General features: G+C 50.9%; 15 protein-coding genes and 1 pseudogene. 9 read left to right on the top strand and 7 right to left on the bottom strand.

All coding sequences use genetic code 11. The features are described from left to right. Positions 1-127: 127 nt before the first annotated feature. A complete protein-coding gene (gene nadE / locus HV229_RS13955; protein ID WP_047498859.1) occupies positions 128-958 on the bottom strand; it encodes an ammonia-dependent NAD(+) synthetase in 831 nt (276 codons plus the stop codon). A 210-nt stretch (positions 959-1,168) separates the two neighbouring features. Between nadE and osmE the strand changes: the two genes are divergently transcribed. From osmE to chbG, 7 genes are all read left to right on the top strand, one after another. Beyond that, positions 1,169-1,510 carry an osmotically-inducible lipoprotein OsmE gene (osmE, locus tag HV229_RS13950; RefSeq protein WP_003030621.1) on the top strand — a complete coding sequence of 114 codons (342 nt, stop codon included), beginning with the start codon at positions 1,169-1,171 and terminating at the stop codon, positions 1,508-1,510. Between the two features lie 297 nt (positions 1,511-1,807). Then, a complete protein-coding gene (chbB, locus tag HV229_RS13945) occupies positions 1,808-2,128 on the top strand; it encodes a PTS N,N'-diacetylchitobiose transporter subunit IIB (RefSeq protein ID WP_003832547.1) in 321 nt (106 codons plus the stop codon). An 87-nt stretch (positions 2,129-2,215) separates the two neighbouring features. Beyond that, a complete protein-coding gene (chbC, locus tag HV229_RS13940; protein ID WP_003030619.1) occupies positions 2,216-3,574 on the top strand; it encodes a PTS N,N'-diacetylchitobiose transporter subunit IIC in 1,359 nt (452 codons plus the stop codon). 54 nt (positions 3,575-3,628) lie between these two features. Next, the gene (gene chbA / locus HV229_RS13935; protein ID WP_003030618.1) at positions 3,629-3,976 is read left to right on the top strand and encodes a PTS N,N'-diacetylchitobiose transporter subunit IIA; all 348 of its coding nucleotides are present in this window, start codon (positions 3,629-3,631) and stop codon (positions 3,974-3,976) included. Between the two features lie 10 nt (positions 3,977-3,986). Then, a complete protein-coding gene (gene chbR / locus HV229_RS13930; RefSeq protein ID WP_085951046.1) occupies positions 3,987-4,829 on the top strand; it encodes a transcriptional regulator ChbR in 843 nt (280 codons plus the stop codon). A 124-nt stretch (positions 4,830-4,953) separates the two neighbouring features. Then, a complete protein-coding gene (locus HV229_RS13925) occupies positions 4,954-6,309 on the top strand; it encodes a 6-phospho-beta-glucosidase (protein WP_016152854.1) in 1,356 nt (451 codons plus the stop codon). Positions 6,310-6,321: 12 nt separating this feature from the next. Then, a complete protein-coding gene (gene chbG, locus HV229_RS13920) occupies positions 6,322-7,080 on the top strand; it encodes a chitin disaccharide deacetylase (protein ID WP_065554665.1) in 759 nt (252 codons plus the stop codon). A gap of 36 nt (positions 7,081-7,116) precedes the next feature. Here chbG and katE read toward each other — a convergent pair whose 3' ends face one another. Next, positions 7,117-9,375 (bottom strand): catalase HPII, encoded by a 2,259-nt coding sequence (katE, locus tag HV229_RS13915; protein ID WP_181545675.1) that lies wholly within the window; start codon positions 9,373-9,375, stop codon positions 7,117-7,119. A gap of 212 nt (positions 9,376-9,587) precedes the next feature. Here katE and cedA point away from each other — a divergent pair, with 212 nt between their 5' ends. Further along, a complete protein-coding gene (gene cedA, locus HV229_RS13910) occupies positions 9,588-9,830 on the top strand; it encodes a cell division activator CedA (protein WP_029139771.1) in 243 nt (80 codons plus the stop codon). A gap of 66 nt (positions 9,831-9,896) precedes the next feature. Here cedA and tcyP read toward each other — a convergent pair whose 3' ends face one another. From tcyP to hxpB, 4 genes and pseudogenes are all read right to left on the bottom strand, one after another. Then, a complete protein-coding gene (tcyP, locus tag HV229_RS13905; protein WP_019078417.1) occupies positions 9,897-11,288 on the bottom strand; it encodes a cystine/sulfocysteine:cation symporter in 1,392 nt (463 codons plus the stop codon). Positions 11,289-11,423: 135 nt separating this feature from the next. Then, the gene (locus HV229_RS13900) at positions 11,424-12,023 is read right to left on the bottom strand and encodes a metal-dependent hydrolase (RefSeq protein WP_087050648.1); all 600 of its coding nucleotides are present in this window, start codon (positions 12,021-12,023) and stop codon (positions 11,424-11,426) included. An 83-nt stretch (positions 12,024-12,106) separates the two neighbouring features. Beyond that, positions 12,107-12,229 (bottom strand): annotated as a pseudogene (locus HV229_RS13895) (SDR family oxidoreductase); the annotation flags it as partial. Positions 12,230-12,259: 30 nt separating this feature from the next. Next, positions 12,260-12,928, bottom strand: a complete 669-nt coding sequence (hxpB, locus tag HV229_RS13890) for a hexitol phosphatase HxpB (RefSeq protein ID WP_101699998.1) — start codon at positions 12,926-12,928, stop codon at positions 12,260-12,262. 168 nt (positions 12,929-13,096) lie between these two features. Here hxpB and HV229_RS13885 point away from each other — a divergent pair, with 168 nt between their 5' ends. Next, on the top strand, positions 13,097-13,633 hold the full coding sequence (locus tag HV229_RS13885; protein ID WP_019076635.1) for a YniB family protein: 537 nt from the start codon (positions 13,097-13,099) through the stop codon (positions 13,631-13,633). Positions 13,634-13,697: 64 nt separating this feature from the next. Here HV229_RS13885 and HV229_RS13880 read toward each other — a convergent pair whose 3' ends face one another. Further along, on the bottom strand, positions 13,698-14,558 hold the full coding sequence (locus HV229_RS13880) for a fructosamine kinase family protein (RefSeq protein WP_016152861.1): 861 nt from the start codon (positions 14,556-14,558) through the stop codon (positions 13,698-13,700). Between the last annotated feature and the right edge of the window lie 140 nt (positions 14,559-14,698).

Raw genomic sequence — 14,698 nt, 5'->3', positions numbered from 1 at the left:
CTCCAGATGCTGGTTATTCATCCAGTGTAGCAGTTTGAGGGCGATTAAAAAAGCGGCATGAGATTCAGCAGGCTAATGCCAGATAGGGCCAATCCTGGCGCTACCCGGCATTTTGAAGGGAAAAGGATTACGCTTTTTTCCAGAAATCATCAAACACGGTGATCGGTGTGCGACGTTTATGCTCAGTTTTCACGTACCAGCCTTCAATTTTTTTTGCGACGTCGGCATCCAGCGTTTTTCCTTCCAGATAGTCGTCGATGTTGTCGTAAGTGACGCCCAGTGCGGCTTCATCCGGCAGAGAAGGGCGATCGTCCTCGAGGTCAGCAGTTGGTGCTTTCTTATATAAGTGCTCCGGGCACCCCAGCGCGGCGAGCAGTTGTTTGCCCTGGCGCTTGTTCAGACGAAATAGTGGGTTAATGTCGGTACCGCCATCGCCGTACTTAGTGAAAAATCCGGTGATGGCTTCTGCAGCATGATCGGTACCCACGACAACCCCGCTGGTCATGCCGGCGATACTGTATTGTGCCTTCATACGTTCACGGGCTTTTTCATTGCCACGCACAAAATCGCTCAGTTCAATACCCGCTTCACGCAGGGCCTGCTCGCTGGCCAGCACCGCGCCCTTAATATTGACGGTCAGTACGCGGTCCGGTTGAATAAAGGCGATGGCATCCTGGCAGTCCTGCTCATCGGCCTGAACGCCATACGGTAGGCGTACGGCAATAAACTGCAGTGCGTCATTACCCGTTTCTTTTCGCAGCTCGGTGATCGCCATCTGGCACAGTTTTCCCGCGAGCGTTGAGTCCTGTCCGCCGCTAATTCCCAACACCAGCGATTTCAGAAAGGGGTAGGTCTGCAGATACGATTTCAGGAAATCCACGCTGCGGCGAATTTCTTCTTCTGCATCGATGTGCGGTTTTGCGCCAAGCGCCTGGATTATCTCTTGCTGCAGAGTCATTTAACCCCCTCCGAAAAATAAAATGATCAAAAAAATGATGTGTTAAAGCTAACGCGTTGAGGCCCAAACGACAAGGGATGCGAGCCTGATATAGCATCATTTTGTTTTAATAGAATTTTCCGAAACCACCTAAGTATCCTCTGATTGCTTGAAAAATGCGTTGTTGTGCTCCAGGCTTATATAACACGCTGAAATACAAGAGGACGGAATATGAACAAGAATCTAACAGGAATTCTGAGCGCAGCGGCTGTTTTGACTATGCTGGCAGGGTGTACGGCCTACGATCGTACGAAAGACCAATTTGTTCAGCCCGTGGTGAAAGATGTGAAGAAAGGGATGAGCCGGGCGCAGGTAGCGCAGATTGCCGGTAAACCGTCTTCCGAAGTCAGTATGATCCATGCGCGTGGGACGTGTCAGACCTACATCCTGGGTCAACGAGATGGTAAAGCTGAGACCTATTTTGTTGCTTTAGATGACACCGGACACGTGATTAACTCTGGCTACCAGACCTGCGCAGAGTACGACACCGACCCGCAGGCAGCGAAGAAGTAACAACTGTTTATTGCCTGAGCACTCGGGAAAACCGGCCACTGCGCCGGTTTTTTTATGTCACACGATCTTAATTATTGACGCGAATTATTTGCCTGAAGTGTGAGGGTGGTCATAACGCCAGGTCAAGGAGAGACAATTTAGTTGGTCAAGGAAATACCATCCGCCGGTGCAATCCCGTATACTCATTTCAGCCACCTAAAAAAGTAATTTAGCTGACGCAAGTTACCCAGAGCATGGATGCAGGTTAGGGCTTGCGGAGTGTCTGGTGACAGATAATCGCACATGAGGATCGTTTTAATGGAAAAGAAACACATTTATCTGTTTTGTTCTGCGGGCATGTCGACTTCATTGTTGGTTTCGAAGATGCGTGCTCAGGCCGAAAAATACGAAGTACCGGTTATTATTGAAGCGTTTCCTGAAACGCTGGCCGGAGAAAAAGGTCCAGTGGCCGATGTTGTATTATTAGGTCCACAAATTGCTTATATGTTGCCCGAAATTCAGCGTTTGTTACCCAACAAGCCTGTGGAAGTGATTGACTCGCTGCTGTATGGCAAAGTCGATGGTTTAGGCGTGCTTAAGGCTGCGGTTGCAGCAATTAAAAAAGCCGCAGCAAATTAATTATTTTATTTTAATTTTTCCCGTCAAAGAGTTATTTCATTAACATTCACCGCAATTATTAATTGCGGTATTTAAGGGTATTTTTCTATGAGTAACGCTATTGCTTCACTTGAAAAGGTACTCCTTCCTTTTGCTGTAAAAATTGGAAAGCAGCCACACGTTAATGCAATCAAAAACGGTTTTATTCGTTTAATGCCGTTAACCCTCGCAGGGGCCATGTTTGTATTAATCAATAACGTTTTCCTGAGCTTTGGGGAGGGGTCGTTTTTTTATTCAATGGGCATTCGACTTGATGCTTCAACTATTGAAACGCTGAATAGTTTGAAAGGCATTGGTGGAAACGTCTATAACGGTACGCTGGGTATCATGTCATTGATGGCGCCGTTCTTTATCGGTATGGCGCTGGCAGAAGAACGCAAAGTCGACTCTCTGGCTGCCGGGCTGTTATCCGTCGCCGCGTTTATGACCGTAACGCCATATAGCGTGGGTGAAGCCTATGCCGTTGGCGCGAACTGGCTCGGCGGTGCCAATATTATTTCCGGTATTATTATCGGCCTCGCGGTCGCGGAAATGTTCACCTTTGTGGTCCGTCGCAATTGGGTAATTAAATTACCTGATAGCGTACCGACATCCGTGTCGCGCTCTTTCTCTGCGCTGATTCCTGGCTTCCTTATCCTCTCCATTATGGGGATCATCGCCTGGGCATTGAACACCTGGGGTACGAACTTCCACCAGATTATCATGGATTCCATTTCAACGCCGCTGGCATCGCTGGGCAGCGTGGTGGGCTGGGCCTACGTGATTTTTGTTCCGCTGCTGTGGTTCTTCGGTATTCACGGTTCACTGGCGCTGACCGCGCTGGACAGCGGTATCATGACGCCATGGGCGCTGGAAAACATCTCCATTTACCAACAGTTTGGTTCCGTAGACGCCGCGCTGGAAGCCGGAAAGACCTTCCACGTCTGGGCGAAACCGATGCTCGACTCCTATATTTTCCTCGGGGGTAGCGGGGCTACGCTGGGTCTGATTATCGCTATCTTCCTGGCATCGCGTCGTCCGGATTATCGTCAGGTTGCTAAACTGGCACTGCCGTCAGGCCTGTTCCAGATTAACGAACCTATCCTGTTCGGTCTGCCGATCATCATGAACCCGGTGATGTTTATCCCGTTCATTCTGGTGCAGCCGATTCTGGCGGCGATTACGCTGGCGGCTTATTACTCCGGCATTATTCCACCGATTACCAACATCGCACCGTGGACCATGCCAACCGGTTTGGGCGCGTTCTTTAATACCAACGGTAGCGTCGCTGCTCTGCTGGTCGCGCTGTTCAACCTCGGTATCGCCACGCTGGTTTACCTGCCGTTCGTGGTGGTAGCCAACAAAGCGCAGAACGTTATTGATCAAGAAGAAAGCGAAGAAGATATCGCTAACGCATTGAAATTCTAAATTTAATCCGGCATGGCTTCACGGTCATGCCGGACTGAACCAGAGGAAAAAAGTATGTTGGATATCGAAAACATCGTCGACACGCAGTCAGAAGCAGAAGAACTCGAAGAAGTGGTGATGGGTCTCATCATCAACTCCGGTCAGGCGCGTAGCCTGGCGTACGGCGCGCTCAAAATGGCCAAGCAAGGCGATTTCGAGTCAGCTAAGGCTATGATGGACCAGTCTCGCCTGGCGCTGAATGAAGCGCACCTCGTGCAAACGAAACTGATTGAAGGCGATCAGGGCGAAGGTAAAATGAAAGTTAGCCTGGTGCTGGTTCATGCTCAGGACCACCTGATGACATCAATGCTGGCGCGTGAGCTGGTGACTGAACTGATTGAGCTTCACGAAAAGCTGAAATAGCGAGGAGTGCATAATGCAGCTACAGATTAACGCACCGGAAATTAAAACCGTCTATGAGCAGCAGCTGTTTAATGGCAAAAATTTCCATGTGTTCATCTATAACAAAACTGAGAGCATCAGCGGGCTGCATCAGCATGACTACTACGAATTTACCCTGGTTTTAACCGGGCGCTATTATCAGGAAATCAACGGTAAACGCGTATTGCTCGAACGCGGGGACTTTGTTTTTATTCCATTGGGATCGCACCACCAGAGTTTTTATGATTTTGGGGCGACAAGGATCCTGAACGTCGGTATCAGTAAACGCTTTTTTGAACAGCACTACCACCCGCTGCTGCCATTTTGTTTCGTTGCATCGCAGGTCTATCGGGCGAATAATTCGTTTCTCACTTACATTGAAACGGTTATTGCATCACTGAACTTTCGCGAGAGTGGGCTGGATGAATTTGTAGAAGTGGTCACCTTCTATATTATTAACCGGTTGCGCCATCATCGCGAGGAGCAGGTGCTGGATGATATTCCGCAGTGGCTTAAAACCACCGTGGAGACCATGCATGACAAACGGCAGTTTAGCGAGAATGCGCTGGAAAACATGGTACACCTGTCCGCGAAATCTCAGGAGTATCTGACCCGCGCAACCCAGCGTTATTACAGCAAAACGCCGATGCAGATCATTAATGAAATCCGCATTAACTTTGCCAAAAAACAGCTGGAAATGACTAACTATTCTGTAACGGATATTGCTTACGAATCTGGCTACAGTAGTCCAAGTCTGTTTATTAAAACGTTTAAAAAGCTGACGTCATTTACACCTAATAGCTATCGTAAGAAATTAACTGAATTTAATCAGTAGATATTATTAGCCAATAACCCATTTTTTATAGCTTGCCCAAAATAGCGTCGGGACAGCCACGCTATACCTGACAAACGGGTTGAGCATAATACACGTCAGTGTTTTGACACTGAAGGGAGAAAGTATGAGCCAGAAATTAAAAGTCGTCACTATCGGTGGCGGGAGCAGCTACACCCCTGAGTTACTTGAAGGCTTTATTAAGCGCTATCATGAATTACCGGTTTCTGAATTGTGGCTGGTTGATGTCGACGATGGAAAAGAGAAGCTGGACATTATTTTTGACCTTTGCCAGCGCATGATCGATAAAGCTGGCGTGCCGATGAAGTTGTTTAAAACGCTGGACCGTCGTGAAGCGCTGAAAGATGCTGATTTCGTTACTACCCAGCTGCGCGTAGGGCAACTGAAAGCCCGCGAAAAGGATGAACGCATTCCGCTGAGCCACGGGTATTTGGGGCAGGAAACCAACGGCGCTGGTGGGCTGTTCAAAGGTCTGCGTACTATTCCGGTTATCTTTGATATTGTCAAAGATGTGGAAGAACTGTGCCCGAATGCGTGGGTGATTAACTTTACTAACCCGGCAGGGATGGTGACGGAAGCGGTCTATCGCCATACGAATTTTAAGAAATTCATCGGTGTATGTAATATTCCTGTCGGCATGAAAATGTTCATTAGCGATGTGCTGGCGCTGAAAGAGAGCGATGACTTATCCATCGATCTGTTCGGTCTGAACCATATGGTCTTTATTAAAGACGTACTGGTGAATGGTAAATCACGCTTTGATGAACTGTTGGATGGCGTGGCTTCAGGTCAACTGAAAGCCTCCACCGTGAAGAACATCTTCGATCTGCCGTTCAGTGAAGGGTTGATTCGCTCGCTGAAGCTGCTGCCGTGCTCATATTTGCTCTATTACTTCAAGCCAAAAGAGATGCTGGCGATTGAAATGGGTGAATACTATAAGGGCGGCGCTCGCGCTCAGGTGGTACAGAAAGTGGAGAAACAACTGTTTGATCTCTACAAAAACCCGGATTTGAACGTGAAACCGAAAGAGCTGGAACAGCGTGGTGGAGCCTATTACTCCGATGCGGCCTGTGAAGTGATCAACGCCATCTACAACGACAAACAGACCGAGCACTATGTCAACGTTCCACATCATGGGCATGTTGACAATATCCCGGCGGACTGGGCGGTTGAGATGACCTGTACACTGGGACGCAACGGCGCCACGCCGCACCCACGTATTACCCATTTTGATGAGAAAGTGCTCGGCCTTATCTATACCATTAAAGGCTTTGAAGTCGCGGCGAGCAATGCGGCACTGAGCGGCGAGCTGAATGATGTGCTGCTGGCGTTGAACCTGAGCCCGCTGGTGCATTCTGACAGCGATGCCGAGATTCTGGCGCGTGAGCTGATTCTGGCGCATGAAAAATGGCTGCCAAACTTCGCCGGGTGTATCGAGAAACTCAAAAGCGAACAACACTAACTGAGGTCGGCTATGGAACGCGTACTGATTGTAAATGCGGATGATTTTGGCCTGAGTAAAGGACAAAACTACGGCATTGTTGAAGCCTGTCGCAATGGCGTGGTCACCTCGACAACCGCACTGGTTAATGGCGCAGCCATTGACCATGCGGTACAGCTGAGTCGCGACATTCCTGAACTTGCCGTTGGGATGCATTTTGTTCTGACGCTGGGCAGGCCGTTGACGGCAATGCCAGGCCTTACTCGTGACGGGTTACTGGGAAAATGGATCTGGCAGATGGCTGAAGAAGACACCTTGCCGTTGGATGAAATTTCTCAGGAACTGGCCGCGCAGTATCAGCGTTTTATTGACCTGTTCGGGCGGGAGCCAACGCATCTGGATAGCCATCACCATGTGCATATGTTCCCGCAGATTTTCCCTATCGTGGCCGGGTTTGCTGCCCAACGGGGGATTGCGTTACGGATCGATCGTCAGGCGGTATTCCAGGCGTCTGACTTTCCGCAGACGTTACGGACTTCCCAGGGATTCAGCAGCGAGTTTTATGGCGAAGCGATTTCTGAAGCCCTGTTTTTGCAAACGCTTGACGCGTCAGCAGACCGGGGAGAGTCCTCGCTGGAAGTGATGTGTCATCCGGCCTTTATCGATGACATTATTCGTCAAAGTGCCTACTGTTACCCCCGCTTAACTGAGCTCGACGTGCTGACGTCTCCGTCACTGAAATATGCTATTGCGGAACGCGGTTATCGTCTTGGCAGTTTTCTGAACATCTAACTCCTGAGTTTGCGGCGCATAATGCGCCGCATTTTTTTAGGCAGGGATCGTGTCGATTTTTCCGGCGCGTGACCAGACGCGGTGCGCAGTCATTAGCGTCAGCAGGGTATCCATAAACTGTGCGTCTGCACTGTCTGCCTCCACCACGCCTTCTTCTCCTTCAGTTTTGATATCCAACGTTGCTTTAAACTGACGCGCATCGCCAGCCAGTGCGATAGGTTTTAAGTGCTTATACGCTTCGAGTAAGTAATATCGGGCATCACCGTTCATAGCGATATCTGCGATATTGCCACACGGAACGATAACCGCATCGACGGTCAGCGATGGTGAACCCGCAAAGGTACCGGCGATTGTCAGGACGGAACCATCATCGGCAACCACATTACCCATTCGGGAATAGAGCAGTTTGGCGTGAACGCCTTTGGCCTGTAAGGCTTGCATGATGGCAAGCAGGTCGCCCGATTTCACCTGGTCATTAAGTAGAATGGCGACCACGCGGCCCTTAATCTCACCTTGCGCACCCGCATATAAACTGAGTGACGGCGCACTTTTCAAACCATTCACGTTGGCCGGTGGGGCGATTTTGGTCTGTTCCTCGGTTAGCTCAAAACCGAGATTATCGGCAACCGCCTCGGCGAGGGCTGTATCAATATGGGCTAACTGTTCGACCACTCTTTCCCGAATATAGGGGCGCGTAACTTTGCTGAGTTCGAAGCTGAATCCGCCGATAATATGCTGCTGTTCAATTGGCGTCTGACTTAGCCAGAACAGGCGAGGGTGCGCATAGTATTCGCCAAAAGAGGGGCTACGTTCGCGGATTTTGTTTCCTTCAATCCGTTCCTGATACGATTCAAATCCACCGCGTTTTGGCCCCGGCGGCGTTTCACGCGGCCAGTTATCATTGATGGAATTAGGTTCATAGTTGGCCGGGTTGGTATCGATGTCCATACGATGCATACCGTCACGCTGGAAGTTATGGTACGGGCAGGTCGGGCGATTAATCGGGATTTCATGGAAGTTGGGCCCGCCCAGGCGACTGATCTGGGTATCGGTATAAGAAAACAAGCGGCCTTGCAGCAAGGGATCGTTGGTAAAATCAATACCAGGGACGATGTGTCCGGGATGAAAAGCGACTTGTTCATTTTCGGCGAAGAAATTATCCGGATTACGGTTCAGCACCATTTTACCAACGCGTTGCACCGGAACCAGCTCTTCCGGGATCAGCTTGGTCGGGTCGAGCAGGTCAAAATCGAACTTGAATTCGTCTTCTTCAGGAATGAGCTGCAGCCCCAGTTCGTATTCTGGATAATCGCCTGCTTCAATAGCTTCCCACAGATCGCGGCGATGAAAGTCGGGATCACGACCGGTAAGTTTTTGCGCTTCATCCCATACCAGCGAAGCTTTGCCCGCCAGCGGTTTCCAGTGAAAACGGACAAAGGTGGCTTTCCCTTGCGCATTTATCAACCGGAATGTGTGGATGCCAAAGCCTTCCATCGTGCGATAGCTGCGTGGAATACCCCGGTCGGACATTGCCCATATAACGTTGTGCAACGTTTCTGGCTGTAATGAAACATAATCCCAAAAGGTATCGTGGGCGCTTTGACCCTGTGGGATAGCCCAATGCGGCTCCGGTTTTACCGCATGAACGAAATCCGGGAATTTATGGGCATCCTGAATGAAGAAGACTGGCGTGTTGTTTCCCACCAGATCGAAAATGCCCTCTTCAGTATAAAATTTGGTCGCAAATCCTCGAATATCTCTGACCGTATCCGCTGAGCCTGCGCCGCCCTGAACCGTAGAGAAACGGACAAAAACCGGGGTGATTTTATTTTCATCACTCAGAAAGTCCGCTTTCGTTGTCGCGCTGAGACTGGCATAGGGCTGAAAGTAACCATGAGCGGCCGAACCTCGGGCATGTACGATCCGCTCCGGGATGCGTTCGTGATCAAAATGGGTGATTTTTTCCCGCAGGATAAAGTCTTCCAGCAGAGTTGGCCCACGGTTTCCTGCGCGCAGAGAGTTCTGATCGTCTGCGATGCGCACTCCCTGATTGGTTGTCAGAGCAAAATCTTCGCTGCCTTTACGAAAACTATCCAGCGCGTTGAGTTTGTCACTTTTGGTGTCAGGCGCTTTTAAGCTGCCGGACGTAGTGGGCTGCATGCCTGGTGGCGTGGGTTCAGGTGTTGGCCGATGTGAACCGTCTGCTGGTGCCAGTGAGTCAAGTCCTGGCTGGGATTCGCTGGCATCATGAACCGGCGCTGAGTGATGGAGTGGGTGCTTATCATTCTGTGACATTAAACTCGTCTCCTGTTTTCATCGCTTAAAGGTCGTTGTTGCCGTCAAAAGCTTTAACTATAGACCACTTGCTCAGTGGTGCAGGAACTGACCGAGGGCGTAAAGCGCGATGAACCAGGCAAACAGCGCACGCAAGGCAGGACGTCAGGAGACAAAATCGGCTAAGATAGCCGTTTTCTGATTTTTAGAATTAGTCTTTAGTGAAGCAACTGATTATGAAACCTCTTCGCCAACAAAATCGTCCGGTAATTAGCTATGTTCCTCGCGTGGAGCCAGCCCCACCAGAGCATGCAGTTAAAATGGATGCGTTTCGTGACGTATGGATACTGCGCGGAAAATATGTCGCTTTTGTCTTAATAGGGGAGGCGTTTCAGCGTTCGCCTGCATTTACGGTCCCGGAATCAGCGCAACGCTGGGCTAATCAGGTTCGCCAGGAAAATGAACTGAGCGATTAACGGATATAAAAAACCGCCGGAGCATGACACTCCGGCGGTTTTTTTTGTTTTTCAGATCTAACAGACTTAGCGATGCGCCAGTTCGGCGTTATCGTCGCTGTCCAGAATTGTTTTATCGGTCTGTTTCAGCCATTGGCTGGTCAGCGTACCGGCTGTCATAGAACCGCTCACGTTCAGCGCGGTACGACCCATATCGATCAGCGGCTCAACGGAAATCAGCAGCGCAACCAGCGTGACCGGCAGACCCATAGCTGGCAGGACGATCAGCGCGGCAAACGTTGCACCGCCACCCACACCCGCAACCCCTGCGGAACTGACGGTGACGATACCGACCAGCGTCGCAATCCACATCGGGTCCAGCGGGTTGATCCCGACGGTCGGGGCGACCATTACTGCCAGCATTGCCGGGTACAGCCCTGCACAACCGTTCTGGCCAATGGTGGCGCCAAAGGAGGCGGCAAAAGAGGCGATGGATTCAGGCACGCCCAGACGACGGGTTTGCGCTTCAACGTTCAGCGGAATTGAGGCTGCGCTGGAACGGCTGGTGAAGGCGAAAGTCAGCACCGGCCACACCTTGCGGAAGTATTTCAGCGGGCTAACGCCGTTAACACCCAACAGGATCCCGTGTACCACGAACATAATGCCCAGACCGAGATAAGAGGCTACGACGAAGCTACCCAGCTTAATTATGTCCTGCAGGTTGGAGCCTGCAACTACTTTGGTCATCAGCGCCAGAACACCGTACGGTGTCAACTGCATCACCAAACGAACCAGCTTCATCACCCAGCTTTGCAGGGTATCGATAGCGACCAGCACGCGCTCGCCTTTCGGCGCATCATCTTTCAGCAGCTTCAGTGCGGCAACACCGAGGAATGCCGCGAAGATAACCACGCTGATAATCGACGTCGGGTTAGCTCCGGTCAGATCGGCAAACGGGTTTTTCGGGATAAACGACAACACCAGCTGTGGAACGCTGAGGTCAGCTACTTTGCCAACATAGTTGGTTTCAATCGCGTTCAGACGAGCGGTTTCGGCCCCACCTTGCACCAGACCTTCCGCGGTCAGGCCGAACAGGTTGGTCACCAGAACCCCTACCAGCGCGGCAATCAGCGTAGTAAACAGCAGCGTACCGATGGTCAGGAAGCTGATTTTACCTAACTGAGAGGCGTTGTGCAGACGCGCAACGGCGCTGAGAATAGACGCAAACACCAGCGGCATGACAATCATCTGCAGCAGTTGGACGTAACCGTTGCCGACAATGTTGAACCACTGTACGGAATCTTTAAGAACCTGGCTGTCGGAACCATAAATGGTGTGCAGGGCGAGGCCAAACACCACACCCATGACCAGACCGACCAGTACTTTTTTTGCCAGACTCCACTGCTTGTGACGGGCTTGCGCCAGCACGAACAGCAGCACTACGAACACGATAATGTTCGCGATTAATGGATAGTTCATCCCCGTTCTCCTGATCTTATTATGCGTATCACCGTGTGACGGTGATTCTGTTGGCGCAAGATTAGCAGAACTGTGACTTGCCTCTTATATTCAAATGGAATTGTTTATGCCAAAAATAACTTTTTGGCTGATTTATTAGTCAACCTGGTGCGTTATAAAACGATTAAACTGCATTTGCAGCGTATTTATCATTTGTGATGACCAGCGCACCGCACTGTTCTCTTGTACGGTCTGCGGCATCCAGATTGCCCACGCGAACAGCGCCATGCACAGAAATCGCTCCAGTTGGTTGCCTTTTTGCGGCACGAGGATAGGCAGACGAAAACGCCAGCGGCAGGGCCAAAGCAGGGGGACGCCCGCCGGGGTCAACATGTCGGCCAGAATGTGGCTGAGATAACCGAGAACCATACCTTGTAAGGCATCCGCTGGAATTATCCAGGTATCAGGGACTTTCAGGTAAAACGTGGCCAGCAGGGCAAAAACCGCCAGCAGGCTATGCGTAAATCCGCGATGACCAAATGCCCGGGCAATGGGCTTTGATATCCACTTCAGACGCTGTCCCAGCAGGGATTTGGGATGATCGATATCCGGCAGCAGGCACGTTAAAATGGCTGAAGGAACAATATGCCACCAGTCACCCTGCGCAAGAACGGGCGTTAGCTCGGCATTCTTGGCAAATACCGCACAGGCAATAGAAAAAAGAAGGTGACCTTCCGCCGTCATGATAAAACCCAATAAACTGTCGATTCATACAGTATAGGGGTTTTATACAGTAGGCGGAAGAGGTGACGTTGTAACTCTTTGTCACAAGTGCGCCTTTACCGCGCCAGCCAACCGCCATCCACGGCCTGCGTATAGCCATGTATATAGTCCGAGGCAGCACTTGCGAGGAACACGACCGGGCCTTTCAGGTCATCAGGCGTGCCCCAGCGTCCGGCAGGCGGGCAATGCGATCATTGCCCGTCGCAGGATTAGCCGCGCAGGTGAGCGGCAGTGAGTTCGGTGAGCGAGGCCAGTTTGACGTCGGCCAGAACGAAGCGAGGATCGTCCTGATTTTCATGCGCAGGTACCACGATGGAACGCATACGGGCGGCTTTCGAAGCAATCATGCCGTTCACCGAGTCTTCCAGTGCTACGCAGTTTAAAGGGTCAATGCCCAGTTTCGCCGCGCAATCGAGATAAACTTGCGGGTGCGGTTTGCTGTAGGGCAGTTTTTCCGCAGAAGCCAGTGCATCGAAGCTGCTGCGCAGATCAAACATGGTTAGCACTTTTTCCAGCATATGCAGCGGCGAGGCGGATGCCAGTCCTACTTTCAACCCCTGAGATTTACACAATTCCACGGCCTCACGCACGCCCGGCAGCAGTGGTTTTGTTTCTTCAACTAACGCAATTGCGCGGGTAATGATGCGCTCGGTAACTTCCTGACGTGAGGGACCGTTCCACGGTTGCTGTGCAAACCACAAATCAACCACCATGTCGATGCGTAAGCCAAGTGTATCGGGAAGTTCATGGCGGCGGGAGATATCAACGCCTAAACTTGCTATCACATCCAGTTCGGCCTGATCCCAAAGCGGTTCAGAATCGACCAGTAATCCATCCATATCGAAAATTGCAGCAAGAATTTGACGCGGGGTTGACATCACAACCTCTCCTTTACGGGTGATAAAAGGGATTAAGAGCCAGCCAGGACGGGCTCTGAGCGTTCATTATGGCTAATTCAGCAGTATACCGCCTTTAAAGATCAGGCGAAAACGATAATCAACGGGTAAACTTAGGCCAAAATGACACGTCTTAATCAAGGGGAACTCATGACGTATCAACAAGCTGGACGCATTGCCATCTTGAAAAGGCTGGTGGGATGGGTGATTTTCATTCCCGCGCTGATTTCAACCCTGGTTTCAGTACTGAAGTTTATGTATGCGCACAGCGAAAAGCAGGAAGGGATTAACGCGGTCATGCTCGATTTTGCTCACGTGATGATCGACATGATGCGCGTGAACACACCTTTTCTTAACGTGTTTTGGTATAACTCGCCGACGCCCGATTTTCAAAGTGGACTGAATCTCGTTTTTTGGCTGATTTTCATTCTGATTTTTATCGGTCTGGCGTTGCAGGATTCAGGCGCCAGAATGAGCCGTCAGGCGCGTTATTTACGCGAGGGCGTTGAGGACCAGTTGATTCTGGAACAGGCAAAGGGCAGTGAAGGGTTATCACGCGAGCAACTTGAGTCGCGTATTGTGGTACCGCACCATACGATCTTTTTACAAATTTTCCCGCTCTATATTTTGCCGGTGATCGTTATCGTGATTGGCTACTTCTTCTTTTCATTACTGGGTTTTTTGTAACTGCTGCACTATCAGGCCTGACGCGTTGTGAAACGCCAGGCCAGATAAGCAACGTGCGACTTTGCTAAGCCGCCAGTAACCTGTCCAGCGCTTTCTGCGCCACGACCAGATGCTGTCCCCCAAACAGAATAGCCCTGTTCAGCAGCGTATAGAGCTGGTAGACAGGCTGTCTGTCGAGAAAATCCAATGGTAGCGGAGAAACAGACTGATAACCGTCATAGAGTTGCGGCGGCTGATCGGTATGTAACGGCAGCATTGCCAGGTCACACTCTCTGTCCCCCCAGTAGCAGGCAGGGTCAAAGATGTACGGGCCGTTCGGGCCGAGGGCGCAGTTCCCGGACCACAAATCACCATGCAGAAGAGATGGCTGCGGCTGATGGGAAGAGAGACGCTGCTGAACATGCTCGACAATGGCGTCGATATTGCCAAACGCAATGCCTTTTTCAGCGGCGAGTTCCAGCTGCCAGCCAATACGCTGCTCGGCAAAAAAGGTTGACCAGCGACGTTGCCAGGTGTTGGGCTGCGGCGTGGTAGAGAGCGCATTATCGAAGTCGAGCCCAAACTGCGGCTGATCGCTCCATTCGTGCAAATGTGCCAACTGCTGGCCGAGGATAAACGCGTTGTGCGCATCAAGCGGACGGGGAGGGAGGAAATCCATCACCAGAAAGCTGTAATCTCTGTCTGCGCCTACCGCCCAGACTTTCGGTACAGATACGGTTTGACTGCGAGAAAGTAGCTCCAGCTGATCGGCTTCCGCCGTAAAGCCGGTTAACAGCTCTCTTTCATCGCATTTGACGAAAAAATCGCGCCCCGCATAGCGTAAATGCCATGCGGCGTGGATCTCTCCGCCGGGCAGTTCGTTACGCAGTTCGATTTCGCCTTCACCTAATTGCTCGCTTAAAAGACGACTGATAGCCTGCCACATGATGTCTCTCCCCATGTTGTCTGCCAGATCATAAGGTTAGCGCAAGAATGCGGTTAAAAAACACGAACTGACGCACACCACGGACGCGTCATCGCTGGAAAGGCACTTAATGTGTGTCGTTCTTCTTCACCTCGCATCGT

This window comes from Citrobacter sp. RHBSTW-00524, from assembly GCF_013747755.1.
Taxonomy (GTDB): domain Bacteria; phylum Pseudomonadota; class Gammaproteobacteria; order Enterobacterales; family Enterobacteriaceae; genus Citrobacter; species Citrobacter braakii.
The sequence above is the reverse complement of the archived record's forward strand: the minus strand, read 5'-3'. Positions and strand labels throughout refer to the sequence as shown.

Bases quoted from the DNA above. Each gene is read 5' to 3' on its own strand.
- nadE (WP_047498859.1), bottom strand. From the start codon at position 958: ATGACTCTGCAGCAAGAGATAATCCAGGCGCTTGGCGCAAAACCGCAC.
- osmE (WP_003030621.1), top strand. From the start codon at position 1,169: ATGAACAAGAATCTAACAGGAATTCTGAGCGCAGCGGCTGTTTTGACT.
- chbB (WP_003832547.1), top strand. From the start codon at position 1,808: ATGGAAAAGAAACACATTTATCTGTTTTGTTCTGCGGGCATGTCGACT.
- chbC (WP_003030619.1), top strand. From the start codon at position 2,216: ATGAGTAACGCTATTGCTTCACTTGAAAAGGTACTCCTTCCTTTTGCT.
- chbA (WP_003030618.1), top strand. From the start codon at position 3,629: ATGTTGGATATCGAAAACATCGTCGACACGCAGTCAGAAGCAGAAGAA.
- HV229_RS13925 (WP_016152854.1), top strand. From the start codon at position 4,954: ATGAGCCAGAAATTAAAAGTCGTCACTATCGGTGGCGGGAGCAGCTAC.
- chbG (WP_065554665.1), top strand. From the start codon at position 6,322: ATGGAACGCGTACTGATTGTAAATGCGGATGATTTTGGCCTGAGTAAA.
- katE (WP_181545675.1), bottom strand. From the start codon at position 9,375: ATGTCACAGAATGATAAGCACCCACTCCATCACTCAGCGCCGGTTCAT.
- tcyP (WP_019078417.1), bottom strand. From the start codon at position 11,288: ATGAACTATCCATTAATCGCGAACATTATCGTGTTCGTAGTGCTGCTG.
- hxpB (WP_101699998.1), bottom strand. From the start codon at position 12,928: ATGTCAACCCCGCGTCAAATTCTTGCTGCAATTTTCGATATGGATGGA.
- HV229_RS13885 (WP_019076635.1), top strand. From the start codon at position 13,097: ATGACGTATCAACAAGCTGGACGCATTGCCATCTTGAAAAGGCTGGTG.
- HV229_RS13880 (WP_016152861.1), bottom strand. From the start codon at position 14,558: ATGTGGCAGGCTATCAGTCGTCTTTTAAGCGAGCAATTAGGTGAAGGC.